Origin of the sequence: Vibrio minamisatsumaniensis (assembly GCF_050337445.1) — a bacterium.
In the GTDB taxonomy this organism is placed as follows: domain Bacteria; phylum Pseudomonadota; class Gammaproteobacteria; order Enterobacterales; family Vibrionaceae; genus Vibrio; species Vibrio artabrorum.
This window is the reverse complement of the sequence record NZ_JAKJSY010000009.1, coordinates 117,106-138,637: the sequence shown is the minus strand read 5'-3', so window position 1 is coordinate 138,637 and position 21,532 is coordinate 117,106. Positions and strand designations below refer to the sequence as shown.

14 protein-coding genes are annotated in these 21,532 nt (G+C 46.2%); 8 read left to right on the top strand and 6 right to left on the bottom strand.

Annotated features, from left to right (window positions below; translation table 11 throughout):
- Window positions 1–170: 170 nt before the first annotated feature.
- The 8 genes from gltB to L4B77_RS01510 all read left to right on the top strand — a co-directional run bounded on the left by gltB (window position 171) and on the right by L4B77_RS01510 (window position 11,127).
- Window positions 171–4,634: a glutamate synthase large subunit gene (gene gltB / locus L4B77_RS01545; RefSeq protein WP_429748204.1), complete on the top strand. Its 4,464-nt coding sequence runs from the start codon at window positions 171–173 to the stop codon at window positions 4,632–4,634.
- 16 nt (window positions 4,635–4,650) lie between these two features.
- Window positions 4,651–6,063, top strand: a complete 1,413-nt coding sequence (locus L4B77_RS01540; RefSeq protein WP_429748203.1) for an FAD-dependent oxidoreductase — start codon at window positions 4,651–4,653, stop codon at window positions 6,061–6,063.
- Between the two features lie 179 nt (window positions 6,064–6,242).
- On the top strand, window positions 6,243–6,671 hold the full coding sequence (locus tag L4B77_RS01535) for a DUF1499 domain-containing protein (protein ID WP_429748202.1): 429 nt from the start codon (window positions 6,243–6,245) through the stop codon (window positions 6,669–6,671).
- Window positions 6,672–6,798: 127 nt separating this feature from the next.
- Window positions 6,799–7,494, top strand: coding sequence for a 5'-methylthioadenosine/S-adenosylhomocysteine nucleosidase (mtnN, locus tag L4B77_RS01530; RefSeq protein WP_012603226.1), 696 nt, complete (start codon window positions 6,799–6,801; stop codon window positions 7,492–7,494).
- Window positions 7,495–7,504: 10 nt separating this feature from the next.
- Window positions 7,505–8,458 (top strand): cobalamin biosynthesis family protein, encoded by a 954-nt coding sequence (locus L4B77_RS01525; protein WP_261838867.1) that lies wholly within the window; start codon window positions 7,505–7,507, stop codon window positions 8,456–8,458.
- 1 nt (window position 8,459) lies between these two features.
- Window positions 8,460–9,317, top strand: coding sequence for a vitamin B12 ABC transporter substrate-binding protein BtuF (btuF, locus tag L4B77_RS01520; RefSeq protein WP_429748201.1), 858 nt, complete (start codon window positions 8,460–8,462; stop codon window positions 9,315–9,317).
- A gap of 73 nt (window positions 9,318–9,390) precedes the next feature.
- Window positions 9,391–10,008, top strand: a complete 618-nt coding sequence (locus L4B77_RS01515; protein ID WP_261838865.1) for a TRIC cation channel family protein — start codon at window positions 9,391–9,393, stop codon at window positions 10,006–10,008.
- 273 nt (window positions 10,009–10,281) lie between these two features.
- Window positions 10,282–11,127 (top strand): LysR family transcriptional regulator, encoded by an 846-nt coding sequence (locus L4B77_RS01510; protein WP_261838864.1) that lies wholly within the window; start codon window positions 10,282–10,284, stop codon window positions 11,125–11,127.
- Here L4B77_RS01510 and L4B77_RS01505 read toward each other — a convergent pair.
- The 6 genes from L4B77_RS01505 to secA all read right to left on the bottom strand — a co-directional run bounded on the left by L4B77_RS01505 (window position 11,078) and on the right by secA (window position 21,209).
- Complete coding sequence (locus tag L4B77_RS01505; RefSeq protein WP_261838863.1) at window positions 11,078–11,857, bottom strand: TSUP family transporter; 780 nt, start codon at window positions 11,855–11,857, stop codon at window positions 11,078–11,080. The two genes, L4B77_RS01510 and L4B77_RS01505, sit on opposite strands and share 50 nt — an antisense overlap.
- A gap of 195 nt (window positions 11,858–12,052) precedes the next feature.
- Window positions 12,053–15,283 (bottom strand): carbamoyl-phosphate synthase large subunit, encoded by a 3,231-nt coding sequence (carB, locus tag L4B77_RS01500; RefSeq protein ID WP_429748200.1) that lies wholly within the window; start codon window positions 15,281–15,283, stop codon window positions 12,053–12,055.
- A gap of 16 nt (window positions 15,284–15,299) precedes the next feature.
- A complete protein-coding gene (carA, locus tag L4B77_RS01495) occupies window positions 15,300–16,454 on the bottom strand; it encodes a glutamine-hydrolyzing carbamoyl-phosphate synthase small subunit (RefSeq protein ID WP_429748199.1) in 1,155 nt (384 codons plus the stop codon).
- Between the two features lie 503 nt (window positions 16,455–16,957).
- Window positions 16,958–17,782: a 4-hydroxy-tetrahydrodipicolinate reductase gene (dapB, locus tag L4B77_RS01490; RefSeq protein ID WP_261839673.1), complete on the bottom strand. Its 825-nt coding sequence runs from the start codon at window positions 17,780–17,782 to the stop codon at window positions 16,958–16,960.
- Window positions 17,783–17,874: 92 nt separating this feature from the next.
- The gene (gene mutT / locus L4B77_RS01485) at window positions 17,875–18,273 is read right to left on the bottom strand and encodes an 8-oxo-dGTP diphosphatase MutT (RefSeq protein WP_261838861.1); all 399 of its coding nucleotides are present in this window, start codon (window positions 18,271–18,273) and stop codon (window positions 17,875–17,877) included.
- Window positions 18,274–18,482: 209 nt separating this feature from the next.
- Window positions 18,483–21,209 carry a preprotein translocase subunit SecA gene (secA, locus tag L4B77_RS01480; protein WP_429748198.1) on the bottom strand — a complete coding sequence of 909 codons (2,727 nt, stop codon included), beginning with the start codon at window positions 21,207–21,209 and terminating at the stop codon, window positions 18,483–18,485.
- Window positions 21,210–21,532: the final 323 nt, after the last annotated feature.

Here is a 21,532-nt window from a genome sequence, read left to right as displayed (position 1 = left end):
CAATTAGCTATACGTTGTAAAACTGATGAAAACAAAATCAATCACACCCATTAACACAATTAACAAGATTTCAACCGAGCAATAGAACAACCCATTGATAAAAATAATAAGTACATGAATAGTTGGTCATTTACTGTCTGGATGACAGAGAAGCAAAAGGGAGAATTGCAATGGCTCTATATGATCCTAGTCTTGAAAAAGACAACTGTGGATTTGGTTTAATAGCGCAAATGGAAGGCCAACCGAGTCATAAGTTGGTACGAACGGCTATTTCAGCCCTCGATCGTATGACACACCGTGGTGGTATTGCTGCGGATGGTAAAACAGGAGATGGCTGTGGCTTATTGCTACAGAAACCAGACTCTTATCTCAGAATTATTGCAGAAGAGAATAACTTCAAGCTCGGCAAGCAATACGCTGTCGGCATGATTTTCTTCAGCCAAGATCCAATCAAAGCGCAAACCGCGCAAGACATCGTCAATAAAGAGCTCGCTCAAGAAACGTTAACGGTTGCAGGTTGGCGCGTTGTACCAACCAACACAGACGTATTAGGTCCGATCGCCAAAGATTCAGTTCCCAATATTCAGCAAGTCTTTATCTCAGCTCCTGCGGGTTGGCGTGAACGCGATATTGAACGACGTCTATACATTGCTCGTCGTAGAATTGAAAAGCAGCTCACCGAAGACAAAGATTTCTATATTTGTAGCCTTTCGACACAAGTCATGGTTTACAAAGGTCTGTGTATGCCGGCCGATCTTCCGCGATTTTACCTCGATCTTGCTGACTTACGCATGGAATCGGCGATATGTCTGTTCCACCAGCGCTTCTCAACCAATACTCAGCCCCGTTGGCCACTGGCTCAGCCATTCCGCTATTTAGCGCACAATGGTGAGATCAATACCATTGAAGGCAACCGTCAATGGGCTAAGGCTCGCGCCTATAAATTCTCTTCACCTCTGCTGCCCGATTTACAAACGGCCGCACCTTTTGTGAATGAGACAGGATCAGATTCATCAAGCCTAGATAACATGCTCGATCTATTCCTTGCTGGTGGTATGGATATCTTCCGAGCGATGCGTATGCTTGTACCGCCCGCTTGGCAAAATCACCCAGATATGGACCCCGATCTGCGTGCCTTTTATGACTTCAACTCCAAGCATATGGAGCCGTGGGATGGCCCCGCAGGTATCGTCCTTTCTGATGGTCGTTACGCGGCATGTAACCTCGATAGAAACGGCTTACGCCCTGCACGTTATGTGATCACCAAAGACAGTTTGATCACCTTGGCATCAGAAGTGGGTATATGGAACTACGCGCCAGATGAAGTCGCTGAAAAGGGGCGTGTCGGTCCAGGTGAATTGCTCGTTATTGATACGCGCCGCGGCAAACTGTGGCAATCTAACGAGATCGACAATGACCTCAAAGGTCGCCACCCTTATAAAGAGTGGATGGAAAAGAACGTTCACAAACTCACACCGTTTTCCGATCTGCCCGATGAGCAAGTCGGTAAGCGCAGCTTTGACGATGACACGCTCAAAACCTACCAAAAACAGTTTGCGATGAGCAACGAAGAATCAGACCAAGTGCTGCGAGTACTTGGTGATATGGGGCAAGAGGCAGTAGGCTCGATGGGCGATGATACGCCAATGGCCGTACTCTCTTCTAAAGAGCGTCTCATCACTGATTATTTCCGTCAGAAGTTTGCACAAGTCACCAACCCGCCAATCGATCCATTGCGTGAAAAACACGTGATGTCTTTAGCGACCAGTATCGGTAAAGAGATGAATGTATTCTGCGAAACAGATGGCCACGCCTACCGTGTAACATTTAATTCGCCCGTTCTTCTCTACTCTGACATGCAGCAACTTCTGCAGTTAAATCAAAAACACTATGGCCACGCGCTTCTAAGCCTACACTACGATCCGGCTCAGCAAGATCTCGAACAAGCCATCAATGACTTGTGTGATCGTGCGGTTCAAGAAGTGCGTGATGGTGCTGTTCTGATTGTGCTTTCAGACAAAGGTTTAGAAAAAGGCAAACTGCCAGTTCCAGCAGCGATGGCTGTCGGTGCGGTGCAAACCAGGCTTGCTGACAACAACCTACGTTGTGACGCCAACATCGTGGTTGAAACCGCAACTGCGCGCGATCCACACCAATTTGCCGTGCTGATTGGCTTCGGAGCTACCGCCGTTTACCCATACCTCGCTTATGAAGCGTTAGGTAAAATGTTGGATGACGGGTCTTTAGATAAAGACTATCGTACCGCAATGCAAAATTACCAAAACGGCATCAACAAAGGTCTATATAAGATCATGTCGAAGATGGGTATTTCAACTATTGCCTCTTACCGCTGTTCGCAGCTTTTCGAAGCTGTTGGCCTACATTCGGATATAGTTGATCTCTGTTTCCGCGGAGTTACCACTCGAATCCAAGGTGCTAGCTTTAGTGATTTCCAACAAGATATCTATAACCTATCGCGTAAGGCATGGACTAAGCGCAAGCCGATCGAACACGGTGGTTTGCTCAAATATGTACACGGCGGCGAATATCACGCCTATAACCCTGATGTGGTTGGGACGCTGCAAACTGCAGTAAAAACCGGTGAAGCATCGGATTATCTCTCTTTTGCTAAGCAAGTAAATGCTCGACCCGCTGCGATGTTACGCGACTTAATGAGCCTCAAAAAAGCCGACCAACCTCTACCACTCGAGCAAGTCGAGCCTAACAGCGATCTGTTTAAACGCTTCGATTCTGCGGCAATGTCGATCGGTGCGTTGAGCCCAGAAGCGCACGAAGCATTAGCCATAGCGATGAACCGCTTGGGTGGTTACTCCAACTCTGGTGAAGGTGGTGAAGATCCACGACGCTTTGGGACTGATCGTAACTCCCGTATCAAGCAGATCGCTTCCGGTCGTTTTGGTGTGACGCCACATTACTTAACCAATGCGGATGTTTTACAAATCAAAGTAGCACAAGGTGCGAAGCCGGGCGAAGGTGGTCAACTGCCGGGACATAAAGTCACCGCAGAAATCGCTAAGCTGAGATATTCAGTTCAAGGGGTGACACTGATCTCCCCGCCTCCACATCACGATATTTATTCTATCGAAGATCTAGCGCAGCTGATTTTCGACCTTAAGCAAGTGAACCCTAAAGCCTTGGTTTCAGTGAAGTTAGTATCCGAACCGGGTGTCGGTACGATTGCAACTGGTGTAGCAAAAGCCTATGCCGATCTGATCACCATTTCAGGCTACGACGGTGGCACCGCGGCAAGCCCACTGACCTCAGTAAAATACGCAGGTTGTCCTTGGGAGCTTGGCTTAGCGGAAACTCAACAAGCATTGGTTGCCAATGGCCTGCGTCATAAGATCCGCTTGCAAGTCGATGGTGGTTTAAAAACTGGCCTTGATGTTATCAAGGGCGCGATTCTCGGTGCTGAAAGCTTTGGTTTTGGTACCGCGCCAATGGTCGCCATGGGTTGTAAGTTCTTACGAATTTGTCACCTAAACAACTGTGCGACGGGTGTGGCGACTCAAGATGAAACGCTACGCCGCGAATACTTCAAAGGTCTGCCAGACATGGTGGTCAACTACTTTACTGGCCTAGCCGATGAAGTACGCCAATACCTTGCAGAACTTGGCGTGGAAAAACTCACGGACTTGATTGGTCGCACAGATCTACTTGAAGCCGTTCAAGGCCTCACGGCGAAACAGAGCAAACTCGATCTCTCTTCAATACTTGAAGTTCCGGTATCTCCAGAAGGTCACCCGCTGTTTTGGACCGAGCCAAACGCACCATTTGATAAGGCTCAGCTCAACCAACAAATCCTTGATGATGCACTCGATGCGATTGAGAAACGACAGTCCACCAACCTTTACTACAACGTAATCAACACCGATCGCTCGATTGGTGCTCGTATCTCTGGTGAAATAGCGAAGCGTTACGGTAACCAAGGCATGGCGGGCTCACCAATTAAGTTGTACCTCGATGGTACAGCGGGCCAATCTTTTGCAGTTTGGAACGCGGGTGGCGTCGAGCTATATCTGACAGGCGATGCTAATGACTATGTCGGCAAAGGCATGGCGGGCGGTAAGGTGGTTATCAAGCCTCACCAAGGTACTGCATTTGTTTGTAACGAAGCGACCATCATCGGTAACACCTGTTTGTATGGCGCAACCGGAGGCAAGTTATTTGCAGCAGGTACTGCCGGCGAGCGATTTGGCGTGCGTAACTCAGGCACCGTCGCTGTGATTGAAGGTGCGGGTGATAACGCTTGTGAGTATATGACGGGTGGTATTGTGGCGATTCTTGGCGCAACCGGAGTCAACTTCGGCGCCGGTATGACAGGTGGTTTTGCTTATGTGATGGATAAAAATGAAGACTTCCAAGGCCGAGTGAACAACGAATCGGTCGAGGCACTTTCTCTGTCGGACTTATTTATCCACCAAGAACATCTGCGCGGCTTGATTGCGGAGCACTTAGAAGAAACAGGCTCCGCACACGCTGAAGCGATTCTGGCGAACTTTGATGAATGGATTCCGAAGTTCTACTTAGTGAAGCCGAAGACGGCAGATCTTAACACCTTGCTCGGTCACCAAAGCCGCAGCTCAGCTGAACTTCGTGTTCAAGCACAATAATTGGAAGGAGCCAATCATGAGCCAGAATGTATACCAATTTATTGATGTGAATCGCGTAGATCCAGCGAAGAAACCAATCAAAATACGTAAGATTGAGTTTGTAGAGATCTACGAACCTTTCACTAAACAACAAGCCAAGGCGCAAGCTGACCGCTGTTTAGATTGTGGTAACCCTTACTGTGAATGGAAGTGCCCAGTCCACAACTACATCCCTCAATGGCTCAAGCTTGCCAATGAAGGGCGCATTATCGAAGCGGCTGAACTGTCTCACCAAACCAACAGCTTACCTGAGGTGTGTGGACGAGTTTGTCCTCAAGACCGTCTGTGTGAAGGTTCTTGTACCCTCAACGACGATTTCGGCGCAGTCACCATCGGCAACATTGAAAAATACATCAATGACAAAGCGTTTGAGATGGGTTGGAAGCCAGACATGTCGCATGTCGAATGGACCGACAAAAAGGTCGCAATCATCGGCGCAGGCCCCGCCGGTCTTGCTGCTGCTGATATCTTAGTTCGAAATGGTGTGAAAGCCGTGGTATTTGACCGCTATCCGGAGATCGGTGGTCTGCTCACGTTTGGTATCCCATCATTCAAACTAGAGAAAGGCATCATGGAAAACCGTCGCCGTATCTTTAGTGGAATGGGGGTCGAATTTAAGATGAATACCGAAGTCGGTAAAGACGTTCAACTACAACAACTGGTCGATGATTATGATGCTGTTTTCTTGGGTGTCGGCACCTACAAAAACATGCGTGCAGGGTTAGACAACGAAGAAGCACCGGGCGTTTATGATGCTCTACCCTTCCTTGTTTCCAATACTTACAAGGTCATGGAACTGGATAACCCAACCCCATTTATCGACATGAAGGGCAAAAAAGTGGTCGTGCTTGGTGGTGGTGATACTGCGATGGACTGTGTCCGAACTTCGATTCGTCAACACGCAGCTAACGTTGTTTGTGCTTATCGCCGAGATGAAGCAAACATGCCAGGCTCTCGTCGTGAGGTGAAGAACGCGAAAGAAGAAGGCGTGAAGTTCATGTTCAACCTTCAACCATTAGCACTGGAAACGGATTCATCAGGTCACGTTACTGGCGTCAAAGTGGTGAAAACGGCGCTAGGTGAACCCGATGAAGCAGGTCGTCGTCGCCCAGAACCTGTCGCAGGCAGTGAGCATGTTCTTGAAGCAGATGCCGTTATCATGGCATTTGGTTTCCAACCTCATGCGATGGAATGGTTAGAACCATTTGGTGTGGAACTCGATCAATGGGGGCGCATCAAGGCTCCGGGCCAGCAAGAATTTCAATACCAAACCACCAACAGCAAGATCTTTGCGGGCGGCGATGCCGTTCAAGGATCTGACTTGGTAGTAACCGCTATCGATGAAGGCCGTAAAGCCGCAGAAGGCATCTTGGATTACCTAGAAGTGTGACTAATCTAAAGTTTCCGCTATTAATCAAGCCGTTACTATAAAAAGAGGATCCGTATATGGATCCTTTTTTAAGTTCGATACGTTTTACCAACGGCATAACAAAGAATACGTAAAACAATCGTAAATTAACGAATACCGAGAACTACAATTACAATTAAAACAACGCCATAGGAAACACTATGAAAAAAGCCGCTCTCCTCTCGCTATCTCTTTTCACTTTAACCGCTTGCAGCCAAGGAATCACGGACATGAAAGACAGAACTTCATCACCTTGTGGAGACAAACCAAACTGCGTATCCACTCAAGATGACCGTGAGCAGCATACTTTGGCCGCGTTTGAGTTGTCTGATTCAGTGAACTTAGATGCGATTGAGCAGGTTGCGCTAACCTTACCGGGATCGAAAACCGCGAGTAAAACAGAAGATTATCTGCGTGTTGAATGTACTTCTCGCATCATGCGTTTTGTCGATGACTTAGAACTTAAAATCACGGATGGCAAACTGATGGTGCGTTCGGAGTCTCGCACTGGTTATTCTGATTTTGGCGTAAACCGAAAACGTGCTGAACAACTTCGTGCTAGCTTGAAAAGCGAAGGCCTAATCAAATAGAGAATAGAATTCGCAGATAAATCGCGGCTATTCGGATGAGAAGTGTCTCTGGGCAGTCGCTCGACACTTCTTATCCATGCTACAATTTCGCTCTACTGTTTAAATATTATTTATTAAGAGACTACACATGAAAATCGGCATCATTGGCGCAATGGAGCAAGAAGTTGCGATCCTAAAAGCAGCAATTTCTGACATTACTGAAGTTAATAAAGGCGGTTGTACCTTTTTCTCTGGTCAGCTAAATGGTGTTGACGTTGTTTTGCTCCAATCAGGCATTGGTAAAGTAGCAGCAGCTGTTGGCACTTCAATCCTACTCAGCGAATACCAACCAGATGTCGTTCTGAACACGGGTTCTGCGGGTGGTTTTGATTCAACACTGAACCTTGGCGATGTGGTGATCTCAACTGAAGTTCGCCACCACGATGCTGACGTTACCGCTTTCGGTTACGAAATTGGCCAAATGGCAGGTCAACCTGCAGCGTTCAAAGCTGACGACAAACTGATGGCGGTTGCTGAACAAGCACTCGCACAAATGGAAGATAAGCATGCCGTTCGCGGTCTTATTTGTACTGGCGACGCATTTGTTTGCACAGCAGAACGCCAAGAGTTCATCCGCAAGCACTTCCCATCAGTGGTTGCTGTAGAGATGGAAGCCTCTGCGATTGCTCAAGCTTGTCACCAATTCCAAGTACCATTCGTGGTGGTGCGTGCAATCTCTGATGTTGCAGACAAAGAGTCTCCGATGAGCTTCGAAGAGTTCCTACCGTTAGCCGCACAGAGCTCTTCTGAAATGGTGATCAAGATGGTTGCCCTACTAAAGTAAGCAACTAGACATGCAAGCACTGTTTGATCAAGTATTTGCAAATGGCGTGCTCCTTGTAATGTGGGGAGCACTGCTTTTTCATTTAATCTTGCCTATCCCCCATGCCGCTCACCCTACCACTTTATGGCATAAATTTGCTGAGCTTTTGGTCGCTAGGGTGAATACCAATCAAAATTACTCCCAAAGTTTAATTTCAGGTGCATTAGCCTGGGTATTAATGGTATTGCCCGCTCTGATTGTCCTTTTGGCACTGAAACCATTAGTTTGGCAATCTCAACTGTTTGAATTAGCGCTGTTATTGATCGCGATTGATTGGCGCAATAATGAAAATTTGGCGAATCAACTGATTAAAGCACTGAGTCGAGAAGATAAAGCCACGGCTCGCCTGTTACTGGCTCCCATCGTCAATCGTCAAACCGAATCATTGTCGTCTCTAGGACTTGGCAAAGCCGCGACAGAAACCATCATCATGGGTTATGCCCGGAACGTAGTTGGTGTGTTGTTCTGGTACGCTATAGGAGGGGGCATCGCCGCTTTAATGTATCGCTTAACGGTCGAATTAGCGCGAGCTTGGTCGCCAAGTCGTCAACAATTTGCTCCATTTGGATCAACGGCAGTCAAGATCGTCGCGATTCTCGAATTCATACCGATGCGTCTGTTTGCTTTGATGATCGTATGTGGTGAGAAAGCAACGTACACATTTAAGACAATGTTGATTCAAAGTCGTGCTTGGCCGCTACCCGGCCCTGCGTGGTTGATTACCGCTGTCGGTAACAAACTTGAACTGTCATTAGGCGGCCCTGCTATTTATGGCAACACCAAAGCCATTCGTGCAAAATTAGGGGGGAGAGTTGCCCCATCAGCGCTGCATTTATCTCAGGTTCAGAAGTTGCTGTTTGGTCGCATCGCTATCTGGATTTTCTTACAAAGCCTAGCCTTACTATTTATTCACCAAGGGGTTTAGAGTGAAACCTTCAGCACTTATTACCAGCCTTACTTTATTGTCTTCCAGTTTTTGGCTGCCTTTATCCTTTGCTGAAACGCCAAAGAACATTCAACCAGCTCAACGCGTGATAAGCCTTGCTCCTCACGCGACTGAACTCGCGTATAGCGCCGGTTTAGGCGATCAACTGGTTGCGGTAAGTGAGCGAAGTGATTACCCACAACAAGCCGATAAACTTGAAAAGGTAGCTAATTATCAAGGCATCAAGGTTGAAAAAATCATCACGCTGCAACCTGATCTTATTATCGCTTGGCCAGCCGGAAACCCGCCAAGAGAACTCGCGAAGCTAGAGCAGTTTGGTTTTAACATCTACTATTCCAAAACGAAAAGCCTCGACAGTATCGCAACCAATATTGAGCAACTGAGCCAATATTCAAGCGATCCAAGTGTTGGCCAAAACAACGCTCAACAATACAGAAAACAGCTCAACGCATTGAGGTTAAAGTATAAAGATGCACAGCCCGTAAACTACTTTTATCAACTGAGTGAAAAACCGATCATCACCGTTGCTCAAGGGAACTGGCCAAGTGAGGTCTTTGAATTTTGTGGGGGGCACAATGTGTTTGAAGACAGTACCTCCCCTTACCCACAAGTCGGGATAGAGCAAGTCGTACTAAAGAAACCGCAAGTGATCTTCACTTCTCAGCATGCGATTGAGAATGGAACGATGTGGCAGACTTGGAAAGACGAAATCCCGGCAGTGGCTCAAAATCAGATTTGGTCACTCAACTCTGACTGGATTAATCGTCCAACAACGAGAACATTAAAAGCGATTCAGCAAGTGTGCGATTTCTTCGATAGAGCGAGGCAAAATCGCTAACTATTTGCCGAATTTTTTCGTACAATTCGCAACTTACCCATTCCTAAAATTTCAACTATAAGAGCACAGTATCATGGACTCCATGCTGCTTTATATTATCGATTTATTTGGCACTGCCATCTTTGCTATTTCAGGTGTATTTGTCGCCGGCCGCCTCAAGATGGACCCCTTTGGTGTCGCTGTTTTGGGTAGCGTAACCGCTATTGGTGGTGGCACGATTCGTGACATGGCATTAGGTGCAACGCCTGTATTTTGGATCTCAAATACAACCTACCTTTGGGTCATTCTCATCACTTGCTTACTCACCATGATGATTGTGAGACGACCAAAACGTTTAGCATGGTGGATATTACCTGTCTGTGATGCGATAGGCTTAGCCGTATTTGTGGGAATCGGGGTTGAAAAAGCTCTGATGTATCAAGACTCAGCATTAGTCGCGATTATCATGGGTGTTATCACCGGCTGTGGTGGTGGGATTATCCGTGATGTTCTAGCAAGAGAAGTTCCGATGATTCTAAGAAGCGAGGTTTACGCAACCGCTTGTATCATTGGCGGTGCTTTTCATACCATGGCAATCAGCATGGGTCACGACTCAGAAACCGCATTTTTAGCTGGCGTCTTTACAACACTGCTTATAAGGCTAGCCGCGATTCGCTGGCACTTGTCATTGCCGACTTTCGCTCTCAAATAAGCCAGAGTTATAAAATAGAAAAAGGCTCCGCAAGGAGCCTTCTTTATTTCCACCTCATCGGTCATTTAAATCGTCTCTCCGTAGTCGTGCTCTCCAGAGCCTCGAAGATGATATCTCCTACGCATAGAAAGTCACTTTCGATTGCCGTCAGCAAATAATACGCACACCTCACATCATCTCGCGGGGTTAATATCAATGAGCAAGAGACTAGAGAATAGTTGTAATTTCAGGTAACTTGATCCAATCATTCCCAACTTTCATGAATATGACTCAATGTTACTCGAAGGAATTGAAACGCTATTGGTGCTGAGCAAAGCAAAGACCATGAGCCGCACCGGCAGTTTGCTTTATATCAGCCAATCAGCGGTCAGCAAACGGATTGCGAATTTAGAAAAGAAGCTAGGTAAAAAGCTCATTGAACCGAGTGGCCGACAGATAAAACTCACGCCAGATGCGATTGCATTAATCGAGAGTATTGGCCCTACATTCAATGAACTTCGCGGGCTTATTTATGAACAGCAAGAGTTGGAAGATACCACTCTCATTACATTAGACAGCTCTAAGTCTCTGATAGCCGGCTATTTAGGTGAGATGATGGGCCAATTTATCCAGCAAGATAAATACATCACCATTACCACCAACCACACGCCGAGAATCATAGAGCGAGTGCAATCTGGCAAGGCGACCTTGGGGTTGTGTGCTGGCTTACTGCCACCGCATCATGGGTTGATGACCTTCCATCTGTTTGATGAGCCGTTTTACATAGTGAGTAAGTCGCCGCTAACGGAGCTCCCTCCAATGGTCATCACTAACGACATGACCAATCCTGCCAATTCTTATCAACTTTCTGTATTAGAGAAGTTTGGTATCAAACCCTTGATGGAGATGGATGCCTATACCGCAGCAGCGCAACTTGCATTGGGCGGGACTGGGTCAGCGTTAATCCCGCTCTCTATCGTAAAAACACTCAATATTGAGCCTCAATATCTGTATAGTTTCACCGAATTAGCTGGCTTGATTCGACCGATTCATATCTGTGTGAGACCAAATAGCTATCAGTCTCCTCGAGTTAAAACACTGATAGAATCCATTGTTGATGCTGTTCCCAAAGCAGTTTAGACGCCATGAGCATCGACATCACGATCACAAGCGGGCGAATCCATTTTTGCCCTTTTGTCACCACGACTTTGGCGCCAAGCTGAGCGCCCATAAAGCCACCGACCGCCATCACTAATCCCAACTCCCAAATGGGTAAGCCAGCTAAGATAAAGAAGGTCAATGCGGCAATATTCGAGGTGAAGTTAAGTACCTTAGTTCGCGCCGTAGCATCAACTAACGAGAAGTGACCAATCACGACAAAACAGACCGTAAAAATAGAACCGGTTCCTGGTCCAAAGAAACCATCGTAGAAGCCAATACCGCCACCAATACACAGAGCAAACATCGCCTCGGAGATTTTCTGTTTACCTTCAGTTACTTTGGTTTGTGGCGCTAATAGGAAGTAGAGAGAGATGGCGATCAACAGCAGCGGAATAACACTGGTCAGTAAGCTCGCATCAATGTACTGCACTGATACAGCCCCCACCGCAGAACCGATAAAAGTACAAAAGATAGCGAGACGCATCTCTTTAATGCTCACAATGCCGTTGCGCACGAAATACCAACTCGCAGAGAAGCTACCAAAGGAACTTTGGAGTTTGTTGGTTGCTAGTGCCTGCGTTGGTGGTACTCCTGCCGCTAACAATGCCGGTAGGGTTAGTAATCCACCGCCACCCGCCATCGCGTCGATAAAACCAGCCCCTGTTGCGACAACAAACAAAATTGCCAATAATTCCAATGTAATTTCCATATACCCAACGCCTTTAAGTCCTGTGTAGCGACAAGTTACCACTCACGACAGACGAGCAATAACGAAACACAAGATTCTAACCTATTCCAAATATTCATCATTGAGTTGCCGCCGAATAACAGACATAAAAAAGCCCACTCCGAAGAGTGGGCTTTGCGCATTGATATCCGCTTAACAGCGATACATTTGAGGCGATTAAGCTAGAGAAGCTTTAACCTGTGCGTGCAGCTCTTGAACTGAAGTCACTGACGTCTTCGCATCTGCAGTGTGCGCCATACAAGTCGCGAATGCAGCGTTTAGCGTCGTCGTGTAGTTCACTTTCTCAGCCAGTGCGCCACGGCGAAGAACTTTCGAATCTTCAATCGCTTGACGACCAGCAGCTGTGTTCACAATGTAGGTGTACTCGTTGTTCTTGATACGGTCAAGAATGTGAGGACGACCTTCGTGTACCTTGTTCACTAGACGTGGGTTGATGCCCGCTTCGCCAAGGATAACTGCTGTGCCGTGCGTTGCGTCTAGCTGGTAGCCAAGCTTAGATAACTTAGATGCTAGGTCAACAACACGCTCTTTGTCGCCTTCGCGAACAGAAAGCAGCGCACGACCGCCTTCAGGGTAGATGTGACCACAACCTAATTCAGCTTTAGAGTATGCTTCTGCGAACGTCGCACCAACACCCATAACTTCACCAGTAGAGCGCATTTCTGGGCCTAACAGTGGGTCAACACCAGGGAACTTGTTGAATGGAAGTACCACTTCTTTCACTGAATAGTAAGGTGGGATGATTTCTTTGGTAAAGCCTTGAGACTCTAGAGATTGACCCGCCATGACACGAGCGGCAATCTTAGCGATTGGCGCGCCAGTTGCTTTAGATACAAATGGAACCGTACGTGCTGCACGAGGGTTAACCTCGATTAGGTACACTTCATTGTTCTTAACCGCAAACTGCGTGTTCATCAGACCACGAACACCCAACTCGAACGCCAGCTTTTCAACTTGCTCGCGCATTACATCTTGGATTTCTTGGCTTAGCGTGTATGCAGGAAGCGAACATGCTGAGTCACCGGAGTGAACACCCGCTTGCTCGATGTGCTCCATGATACCGCCGATTACCACGCGCTCACCGTCACAAATCGCATCTACGTCAACTTCAACAGCGTCATCTAGGAAGCTATCAAGTAGTACTGGAGATTCGTTTGATACGCTTACTGCTTCGTTGAAGTAGCGACGTAGGTCTTGCTCGTCGTATACGATTTCCATCGCACGACCACCCAGTACGTAAGAAGGACGTACAACCAGTGGGAAGCCGATTTCGCGAGATTTCTCTACCGCTTGCTCCATGGTTGTTACTGTTGCGTTTTCTGGCTGAAGTAGGCCTAGACGGTCTACAGCAACTTGGAAACGCTCACGGTCTTCTGCACGGTCGATTGCGTCAGGGCTAGTACCGATGATTGGTACGCCAGCTGCTTCAAGAGCACGAGCCAGTTTAAGTGGCGTTTGACCACCGTACTGAACGATAACGCCTTTTGGCTTCTCAACACGAGCGATTGCGAGTACGTCTTCCAGAGTGACGGGTTCGAAGTACAGACGGTCAGACGTATCGTAGTCTGTAGAAACTGTCTCAGGGTTACAGTTAACCATGATAGTTTCGTAGCCATCTTCACGTAGCGCGAGTGATGCGTGTACACAACAGTAGTCAAATTCAATACCTTGGCCGATACGGTTTGGACCGCCGCCTAGAATCATGATTTTTTCTTTGTCTGTTGGGTTTGCTTCACACTCGTCATCGTAAGATGAGTACATGTAAGCCGTATCTGAAGAGAATTCAGCCGCACATGTATCTACACGCTTGTACACCGGGTGGATATCGTATTGGTCACGTAGACGACGGATTTCGCTTTCCGCTACACCTAGAATCTTAGATAGGCGCGCATCAGCAAAACCTTTACGCTTAAGCTTGTTTAGCTCGTCTTTATTTAGACCAGCAAAGCCTTTCGCTTTAAGTTCTTGCTCTAGTTTAACGATGTCTTCGATTTGAACGAGGAACCAACGGTCGATTTGCGTTAGGTTGAATACACCATCTACCGACATACCCGCACGGAATGCATCAGCGATGTACCAAATACGCTCTGCGCCAGCTTCTTTCAGCTCATGACGAATTTTCGTCAGTGCGTCTGGTGCATCGAGGTCGACCATTTCGTCAAAACCAGTCGCGCCAACTTCTAGGCCGCGAAGTGCTTTTTGTAGAGATTCTTGTTGGTTACGGCCGATAGCCATAACTTCACCAACCGACTTCATTTGCGTCGTTAGACGGTCGTTAGCACCGGCAAATTTCTCGAAGTTAAAACGAGGAATCTTAGTAACTACGTAGTCGATTGTTGGTTCGAATGATGCTGGTGTTGCGCCGCCAGTGATGTCATTCATTAGCTCGTCTAGCGTGAAACCAACAGCCAGTTTCGCTGCAATCTTAGCGATTGGGAAACCTGTTGCTTTAGATGCTAGTGCAGAAGAGCGAGATACACGTGGGTTCATCTCGATGATAACCATACGGCCATCTTTCGGGTTGATACCAAACTGTACGTTTGAACCACCTGTTTCAACACCAATCTCGCGCAGTACTGCTAGAGATGCGTTACGCATTAGTTGGTATTCTTTGTCTGTCAGCGTTTGAGCTGGAGCCACGGTGATTGAGTCACCTGTGTGAATACCCATTGGGTCGAAGTTTTCAATCGCACATACGATGATGCAGTTGTCGTTTTTGTCACGAACCACTTCCATCTCGTACTCTTTCCAACCGATAAGTGATTCATCGATAAGAAGTTCGTTTGTTGGAGATAAGTCCAAACCACGACGACAGATTTCTTCAAATTCTTCTTTGTTGTAAGCGATACCGCCACCCGTACCACCCATCGTGAACGATGGACGAATGATACAAGGGAAGCCAACCATATCTAAAACTTTGTAAGCTTCTTCTATGGTTTTCGCTGTATCAGCAGTTGGACACTCAAGGCCAATGGCTTTCATTGCTTTATCGAAGCGTGAACGGTCTTCTGCTTTATCGATAGCGTCAGCCGTTGCACCAATCATTTCAACACCGAACTCTTCAAGAACGCCGTGCTTTTCTAGGTCTAGAGCACAGTTCAATGCAGTTTGGCCACCCATAGTAGGTAGAACGGCATCAGGCTTCTCTTTAGCGATGATGTTACGCACCACTTCCCATTGGATAGGCTCGATGTAAGTGGCATCGGCCATATCTGGGTCAGTCATGATGGTCGCTGGGTTCGAGTTTACAAGAATAACTCGGTAACCTTCTTCGCGAAGCGCTTTACAAGCTTGAGCACCAGAGTAATCGAACTCACATGCTTGGCCGATAACGATCGGGCCAGCACCTAGAATAAGAATACTTTTAATGTCAGTACGTTTTGGCATTGTCTACTACTCCGAATTACGCTGTGTGCTGTTTGATTAGTTCAATAAAGTGGTCGAATAACGGCGCTGCGTCTTCTGGACCTGGGCTTGCTTCAGGGTGACCTTGAAAGCTGAATGCTGGTTTGTCTGTACGGTGAATACCTTGTAGAGAACCATCAAATAGTGATTTGTGCGTTGCACGTAGTGTCTCTGGCAGGGTTTCTTCGTCAGCAGCAAAGCCGTGGTTTTGCGAAGTAATCATCACAACATCACGATCTAAATCTTTAACCGGGTGGTTTGCACCGTGGTGACCAAACTTCATCTTCACTGTCTTAGCGCCTGACGCAAGAGCAAGAATCTGGTGACCTAGACAGATACCGAAGATTGGTAAGCCTTTTTCTAGGAACACTTTTGTCGCTTCAATTGCGTAAGTACATGGTTCTGGGTCGCCAGGGCCATTTGAAAGGAAAACACCGTCCGGGTTCAGAGCTAGCACTTCTTCAGCTGAAGTCTCAGCAGGAACAACCGTTAGGCGGCAGCCGCGGTCAACAAGCATTCGTAGGATGTTTCGTTTTGCACCGAAGTCATAAGCAACAACGTGGTATGGCAATTCTGAGTCTGCTTTCGCTTCAGGAAGTCCACCCGTAAGCGTCCACGAACCTTGTTTCCATTGATACGCTTCTTTTGTTGTAACTTCTTTCGCAAGGTCCATACCTTTCAGGCCAGGGAATTCTTTTGCTTTAGCTAGAGCCAAAGCTCCGTCTAGGTTCCCGTCGTTTACTGAAGAGCCCGCTACGATACAGCCGTTCTGTGCGCCTTTTTCACGCAGAATACGCGTCAGCTTACGAGTATCGATATCAGCGATACCAACAACGTTTTGCGACTTAAGGTAATCAGAGAGGGATTGTTCATTACGGAAGTTAGAAGCGATGAGAGGGAGATCGCGAATCACAAGGCCTTGAGCGTGGATTGAAGAAGATTCTTCGTCTTCGGAATTGGTTCCGGTATTGCCAATGTGAGGGTAAGTAAGGGTAACGATTTGTTGAGAATAGGAAGGATCAGTGAGGATTTCTTGGTACCCCGTCATCGAGGTATTAAAAACGACTTCACCAACTGCAGAACCTACAGCGCCAATGGCTTCACCGTGAAATACTGTCCCATCTTCTAGGACGAGTAGTGCTGACTTCTTCAAGACAACCTCCAGAAATAAAAATGCATTAAAATTGATTTAATTTGCAAATCTACCTTCCTGTAACACCAAAAACTGCGTGTTTATGGAAATTAGACAAATTGGCGGTATTTTAGTGATCTGCGTGATACGTGTCAACATTTAACTCAAAAGAAATTAAACATTTGTAAGGACTAATTCAATTTCCCTCCTCAAAGCGCCAAAAGTTCAACTTTTATGCTCATTTAGCTCGAATATTACGATTTTCTCATTTTCACCCCTCATTTTAGCCAACTATAGAGTGATAAAAATATCAGCAACAAAACGCAATCGATAAATACCAAGAGAAAACATGATAATTTAAAGATCTAAAATAAAAAACACACCAAACCCTACATAAACAACATAGAAATAGAGAAAAAAAGGCGATAGAAAGAAAGTAGAAGGAAGATCGTAGAGAAGAGATTACTAAGGAAAAGGCACCAAACAAAGAAAGCGCCGGCAATTGCCAGCGCATAAATATCTATTTACAGGTCATTCAAACCAAGCACATCCGTCATGGTATAAAAGCCTGCTGGTTTATCATTTAACCAAACCGCGGCTTTGATTGCGCCATTAGCAAAGGTCATTCGATCAGTCGCTTTATGGGTAATTTCCACTCGCTCACCGATATCAGCAAACATAGCGGTATGTTCACCAATAATGTCACCGGCACGAATCGTCGCGAAACCAATCTCATCTTTAGTACGCTCGCCAGTAATACCTTCGCGTGACCATACGGCGACATCGTTTAGCTCGTTGCCCATCGCACTCGCAATCGCTTCGCCCATACCAATCGCAGTGCCTGACGGTGCATCGACTTTATGACGGTGATGAGCCTCAACGATCTCGACATCACAATAGTCGCCCATCACTTTAGCGGCCTTCTCTAGCAGCTTAAAGACCAGGTTCACGCCAACGCTGTAGTTAGGTGCCATTACGATAGCCATCTCTTTTGAAGCAGCATCAATCACCTGCTTCTCTTCTTCAGAGAAACCCGTCGTACCGATAATCAGTTTTTTACCGTGACGTTTACAAAGTTCAATATTCGCTAATGTGCTAACAGGGGCAGTAAAATCGACGATCACGTCAAACTCTTCGATGGCTTTCGATAAATCATCAACGAGAACAACATCAAAACGACCTTCACCGCATAACTCACCGACATCTACGCCGACCAAAGAGGACTCTGGACGCTCTGAACCAGCTCCAACACTTGCTTCTGAATTATGATGAGCGGCTTTCACCAAGTTGCGACCCATGCGGCCCGCTGCTCCTGCAATTGCAATTCTTACCACTGCGAATATCTCCATTGTTTTGGTTACCGTTGCCACTTATCTCTTGCAGCAACGTTCAATCGATTAATCTCTTTAAACTAACAACAATCTCAAACTCAGGCTAGCAATTACGAAAACTCTTTTATTACTCGCTCTAAAATTGGCACATTTGCCTCTGGAAAGGTGTATTGATTCAATGATTCTAGGCTTACCCATTCACCTTGTTGACCTTCTTTGCCATAAGGTTGCTCCTCAAAGTCGGTCACAAGGATGAAGTCGAACTTAAGCGACTTATCGGTGTAATCAAATTCAAGATGTTCAAACAGAGACTGCTCTGTCACCTTAATCCCAATCTCTTCATCAAGCTCACGAGTCATTGCTTGTTCAATGGTTTCGCCGACTTCAACCTTGCCACCAGGGAATTCCCAGAAACCGCCTTTGTGTTTGTCGTCCGGGCGTTTAGTGATGAATACCTGTGACTTATCTGAGTTAAAGATGATACCCGCAACAATATGGGTTCTTTTCATATGGTGTTCCTTAATACGTCATCCTCAAGAAGGAGGAACGACTGAGTTGGGGATCTAAAACAACATGAGCCTAACTAAACGAGATTCCCTACTACGCTCGTTCCTCGCTATAGGGAATGACGACTTCCTTGCGTAACAAAGTAAGCCATGAAATTTACATACAAAAAGAGTCGCGTAAGCGACTCTTTTTATTTCTGACAACGGTTCAATTAGTTAATTTGACCGTGACACTGTTTGTATTTTTTGCCACTTCCACATGGACATGGTTCGTTTCGGCCCACTTTACGCTCTTCACGTACTACCGTTTGTGGAGAGGCGGTGTTTGCTTCATTGTTCCCTAACTGATTTTCAGCGCTTGCATGTTGTGCTTGTGCACGACGAGCCGCTTCTTCAGCTTGAGCTTGGCGTTGAGCTTCCATCCTTTCCACTTCTTCTTGTTGCTGAACGCGAACTTTAGAAAGGATAGTAATAACGTCTAATTTCAGAGCTTCTAAAAGACCTTCAAACAGTTCAAATGACTCACGTTTGTACTCTTGTTTTGGGTTCTTTTGAGCATAACCACGCAGATGAATACCTTGGCGAAGGTGATCCATTGCAGCCAGATGCTCTTTCCAAAGAGTATCGAGCGTTTGCAGCATCACAGACTTCTCGAAATTGCGTAGTACTTGAGCACCAACCACTTCTTCTTTCTGTTTATACGAATCAACCGCCATACCTAGGATACGTTCACGTAATGCTTCTTCGTAGAGCTTATCATCTTCGTCTAACCAACCTTGAATATCGAACTCAAGATCGAAGTCATTTTTCAAACGTTCTTGTAGACCGGCTATATCCCACATTTCGTCTAGTGATTGCGGTGCAATATACTCATCAATGATCGAAGTAAACACATCTTCACGGTTGTGCTCGATCATTTCACTGATATCTTCAGAACTCATCAATTCATCACGAAGCTCATAAACGACTTTACGTTGGTCATTGGCAACATCATCGTACTCAAGCAGCTGCTTACGAATATCGAAGTTACGCCCTTCCACTTTACGTTGTGCTTTTTCAATGGAGCGGGACAACATTTTAGACTCAATCGCTTCGCCTTCGTCCATGCCACTTTGAATAAGACCTGCCATACGATCAGAAGTAAAGATACGAAGTAAAGAATCCTCCATCGATAGATAGAAACGAGAAGAACCCGCATCACCTTGACGACCAGAACGACCACGTAGCTGATTATCGATACGACGAGATTCATGACGCTCAGTACCGATGATGTGCAGACCTCCAGACTCAAGCACTTTATCGTGGATGATTCTCCAATCCGATTTGATCTTGTCGATCTGCTCTTGAGTTGGGTTTTCTAATTTCTCAACTTGTGCCTGCCAACTACCACCTAGCACGATATCGGTACCACGACCGGCCATGTTAGTTGCGATGGTGACCGCGCTAGGCGTACCCGCTTGCGCTACGATCTCAGCTTCCATTTCGTGAAACTTGGCGTTTAGAACATTATGCTTAATCTTAGCTTTCTTCAGCGCATTTGAAAGAAGCTCAGATTTTTCAATAGACACAGTACCAACCAGCGATGGCTGACCCGCTGCTACACGATCTTTAATATCCTCAATGATCGCATTAAATTTGTCTTCTTCGGTACGATAAACCACATCTGGCATATCGTTACGAACCATAGGTTTGTTGGTTGGGATAACCACCGTTTCTAGGCCGTAAATAGACTGAAATTCGAACGCTTCTGTATCGGCAGTACCTGTCATACCAGACAGTTTTTCGTACAAGCGGAAGAAGTTCTGGAATGTAATTGATGCGAGCGTCTGGTTTTCATTCTGAATCTTCACACCTTCTTTCGCTTCAACAGCTTGGTGTAACCCTTCAGACCAACGACGACCCGGCATTGTACGACCCGTATGTTCGTCAACAATAACAACTTCACCGTCTTCCGTAACAATGTAATCAACGTTTTTCTCAAACAGAACATGCGCACGAAGAGCCGCGTTTACGTGGTGTAATAAACTGATATTAGTTGGAGAGTAAAGCGTGTCTCCGTCTTCCATCAAGCCATTTTTCACCATCAACTCTTCAACAAATTCTTGACCGTTTTCAGTCAGGTGAACTTGTTTCGATTTTTCATCCATGGTGTAGTGACCTTCGCCACGGTACTCTTCAGAATCTTCTTTATCTTGACGCTCAAGGTGAGGGATCAACGTATTAATACGCGTGTAGAGATCTGAGCTATCTTCAGCCGGTCCAGAAATAACAAGCGGAGTTCGAGCTTCATCGATTAGGATTGAGTCAACTTCATCGACAACAGCGAAAAAACGCTCACGCTGAACTCGGTCTTCAGCACGAAAAGCCATGTTGTCACGTAGGTAATCGAAACCAAATTCGTTGTTAGTCCCGTATAAAATATCAGCTTGATACGCCGCTTTCTTTTCTGGCGGAGCCATATTTGGCACATTCACGCCAACCGTCATACCAAGGAATTCAAATAATGGGCGGTTTGTTTCCGCATCACGCTTCGCTAAGTAATCGTTCACCGTTACGACATGAACACCTTTACTTGGTAAAGCATTAAGATAAGCAGGCAAAGTTGCAGTAAGAGTTTTACCTTCACCAGTACGCATTTCTGCAATTTGGCCAGCATTTAAAACCATGCCACCAATCAATTGCACGTCGAAGTGGCGCATACCATAAACACGTTTTGACGCTTCTCGTACCGTTGCAAATGCTTCTGGTAGAAGTTGGTCTAACGATTCTCCCTTATCTAAGCGCTCACGAAACTCAACCGTTTTTGCTTTTAACTCTTCATCAGATAGAGCTTCTAATGACGGTTCGTAGCTATTAATTTCTTTTACAATTTTTCTAAGGCGGCGCAGTGTTCTGTCATTGCGACTGCCAATTACCTTTGTCAGCAGCTTAGTAATCATGTGCTTGGAATCTCTTCGTTCTCAGATCGTCCGCGATCTATTTTAAATGCCGTCAGTCTCTACTAGCGATAAGCTAGTCTTCAGTTACTAACCAAGGATACTGAGATAAATCTAGTATCTTTGATATTGTACTTGAGCGTAGAGTTTTCAAGGCTTGAGTTAAAATTAATGCCCCTTAGTGTAAGTAATTTTCACACTAACGACCATTTAGAACACCATTTGTTTGATGTGCTTGGAACTTTTCTTTCTAATTGCTGCTGGATTAAGCAAACAGCAGCCCATTGGCCAGCAATTTCCGGAGGTTAACGACACTGTATCTGGAA

What these genes read in the sequence shown, in the direction of transcription:
- gltB (WP_429748204.1), top strand. Translation starts at nt 171, where the DNA reads ATGGCTCTATATGATCCTAGTCTTGAAAAAGACAACTGTGGATTTGGT.
- L4B77_RS01540 (WP_429748203.1), top strand. Translation starts at nt 4,651, where the DNA reads ATGAGCCAGAATGTATACCAATTTATTGATGTGAATCGCGTAGATCCA.
- L4B77_RS01535 (WP_429748202.1), top strand. Translation starts at nt 6,243, where the DNA reads ATGAAAAAAGCCGCTCTCCTCTCGCTATCTCTTTTCACTTTAACCGCT.
- mtnN (WP_012603226.1), top strand. Translation starts at nt 6,799, where the DNA reads ATGAAAATCGGCATCATTGGCGCAATGGAGCAAGAAGTTGCGATCCTA.
- L4B77_RS01525 (WP_261838867.1), top strand. Translation starts at nt 7,505, where the DNA reads ATGCAAGCACTGTTTGATCAAGTATTTGCAAATGGCGTGCTCCTTGTA.
- L4B77_RS01515 (WP_261838865.1), top strand. Translation starts at nt 9,391, where the DNA reads ATGGACTCCATGCTGCTTTATATTATCGATTTATTTGGCACTGCCATC.
- L4B77_RS01510 (WP_261838864.1), top strand. Translation starts at nt 10,282, where the DNA reads ATGTTACTCGAAGGAATTGAAACGCTATTGGTGCTGAGCAAAGCAAAG.
- L4B77_RS01505 (WP_261838863.1), bottom strand. Translation starts at nt 11,857, where the DNA reads ATGGAAATTACATTGGAATTATTGGCAATTTTGTTTGTTGTCGCAACA.
- carB (WP_429748200.1), bottom strand. Translation starts at nt 15,283, where the DNA reads ATGCCAAAACGTACTGACATTAAAAGTATTCTTATTCTAGGTGCTGGC.
- dapB (WP_261839673.1), bottom strand. Translation starts at nt 17,782, where the DNA reads ATGGAGATATTCGCAGTGGTAAGAATTGCAATTGCAGGAGCAGCGGGC.
- mutT (WP_261838861.1), bottom strand. Translation starts at nt 18,273, where the DNA reads ATGAAAAGAACCCATATTGTTGCGGGTATCATCTTTAACTCAGATAAG.
- secA (WP_429748198.1), bottom strand. Translation starts at nt 21,209, where the DNA reads ATGATTACTAAGCTGCTGACAAAGGTAATTGGCAGTCGCAATGACAGA.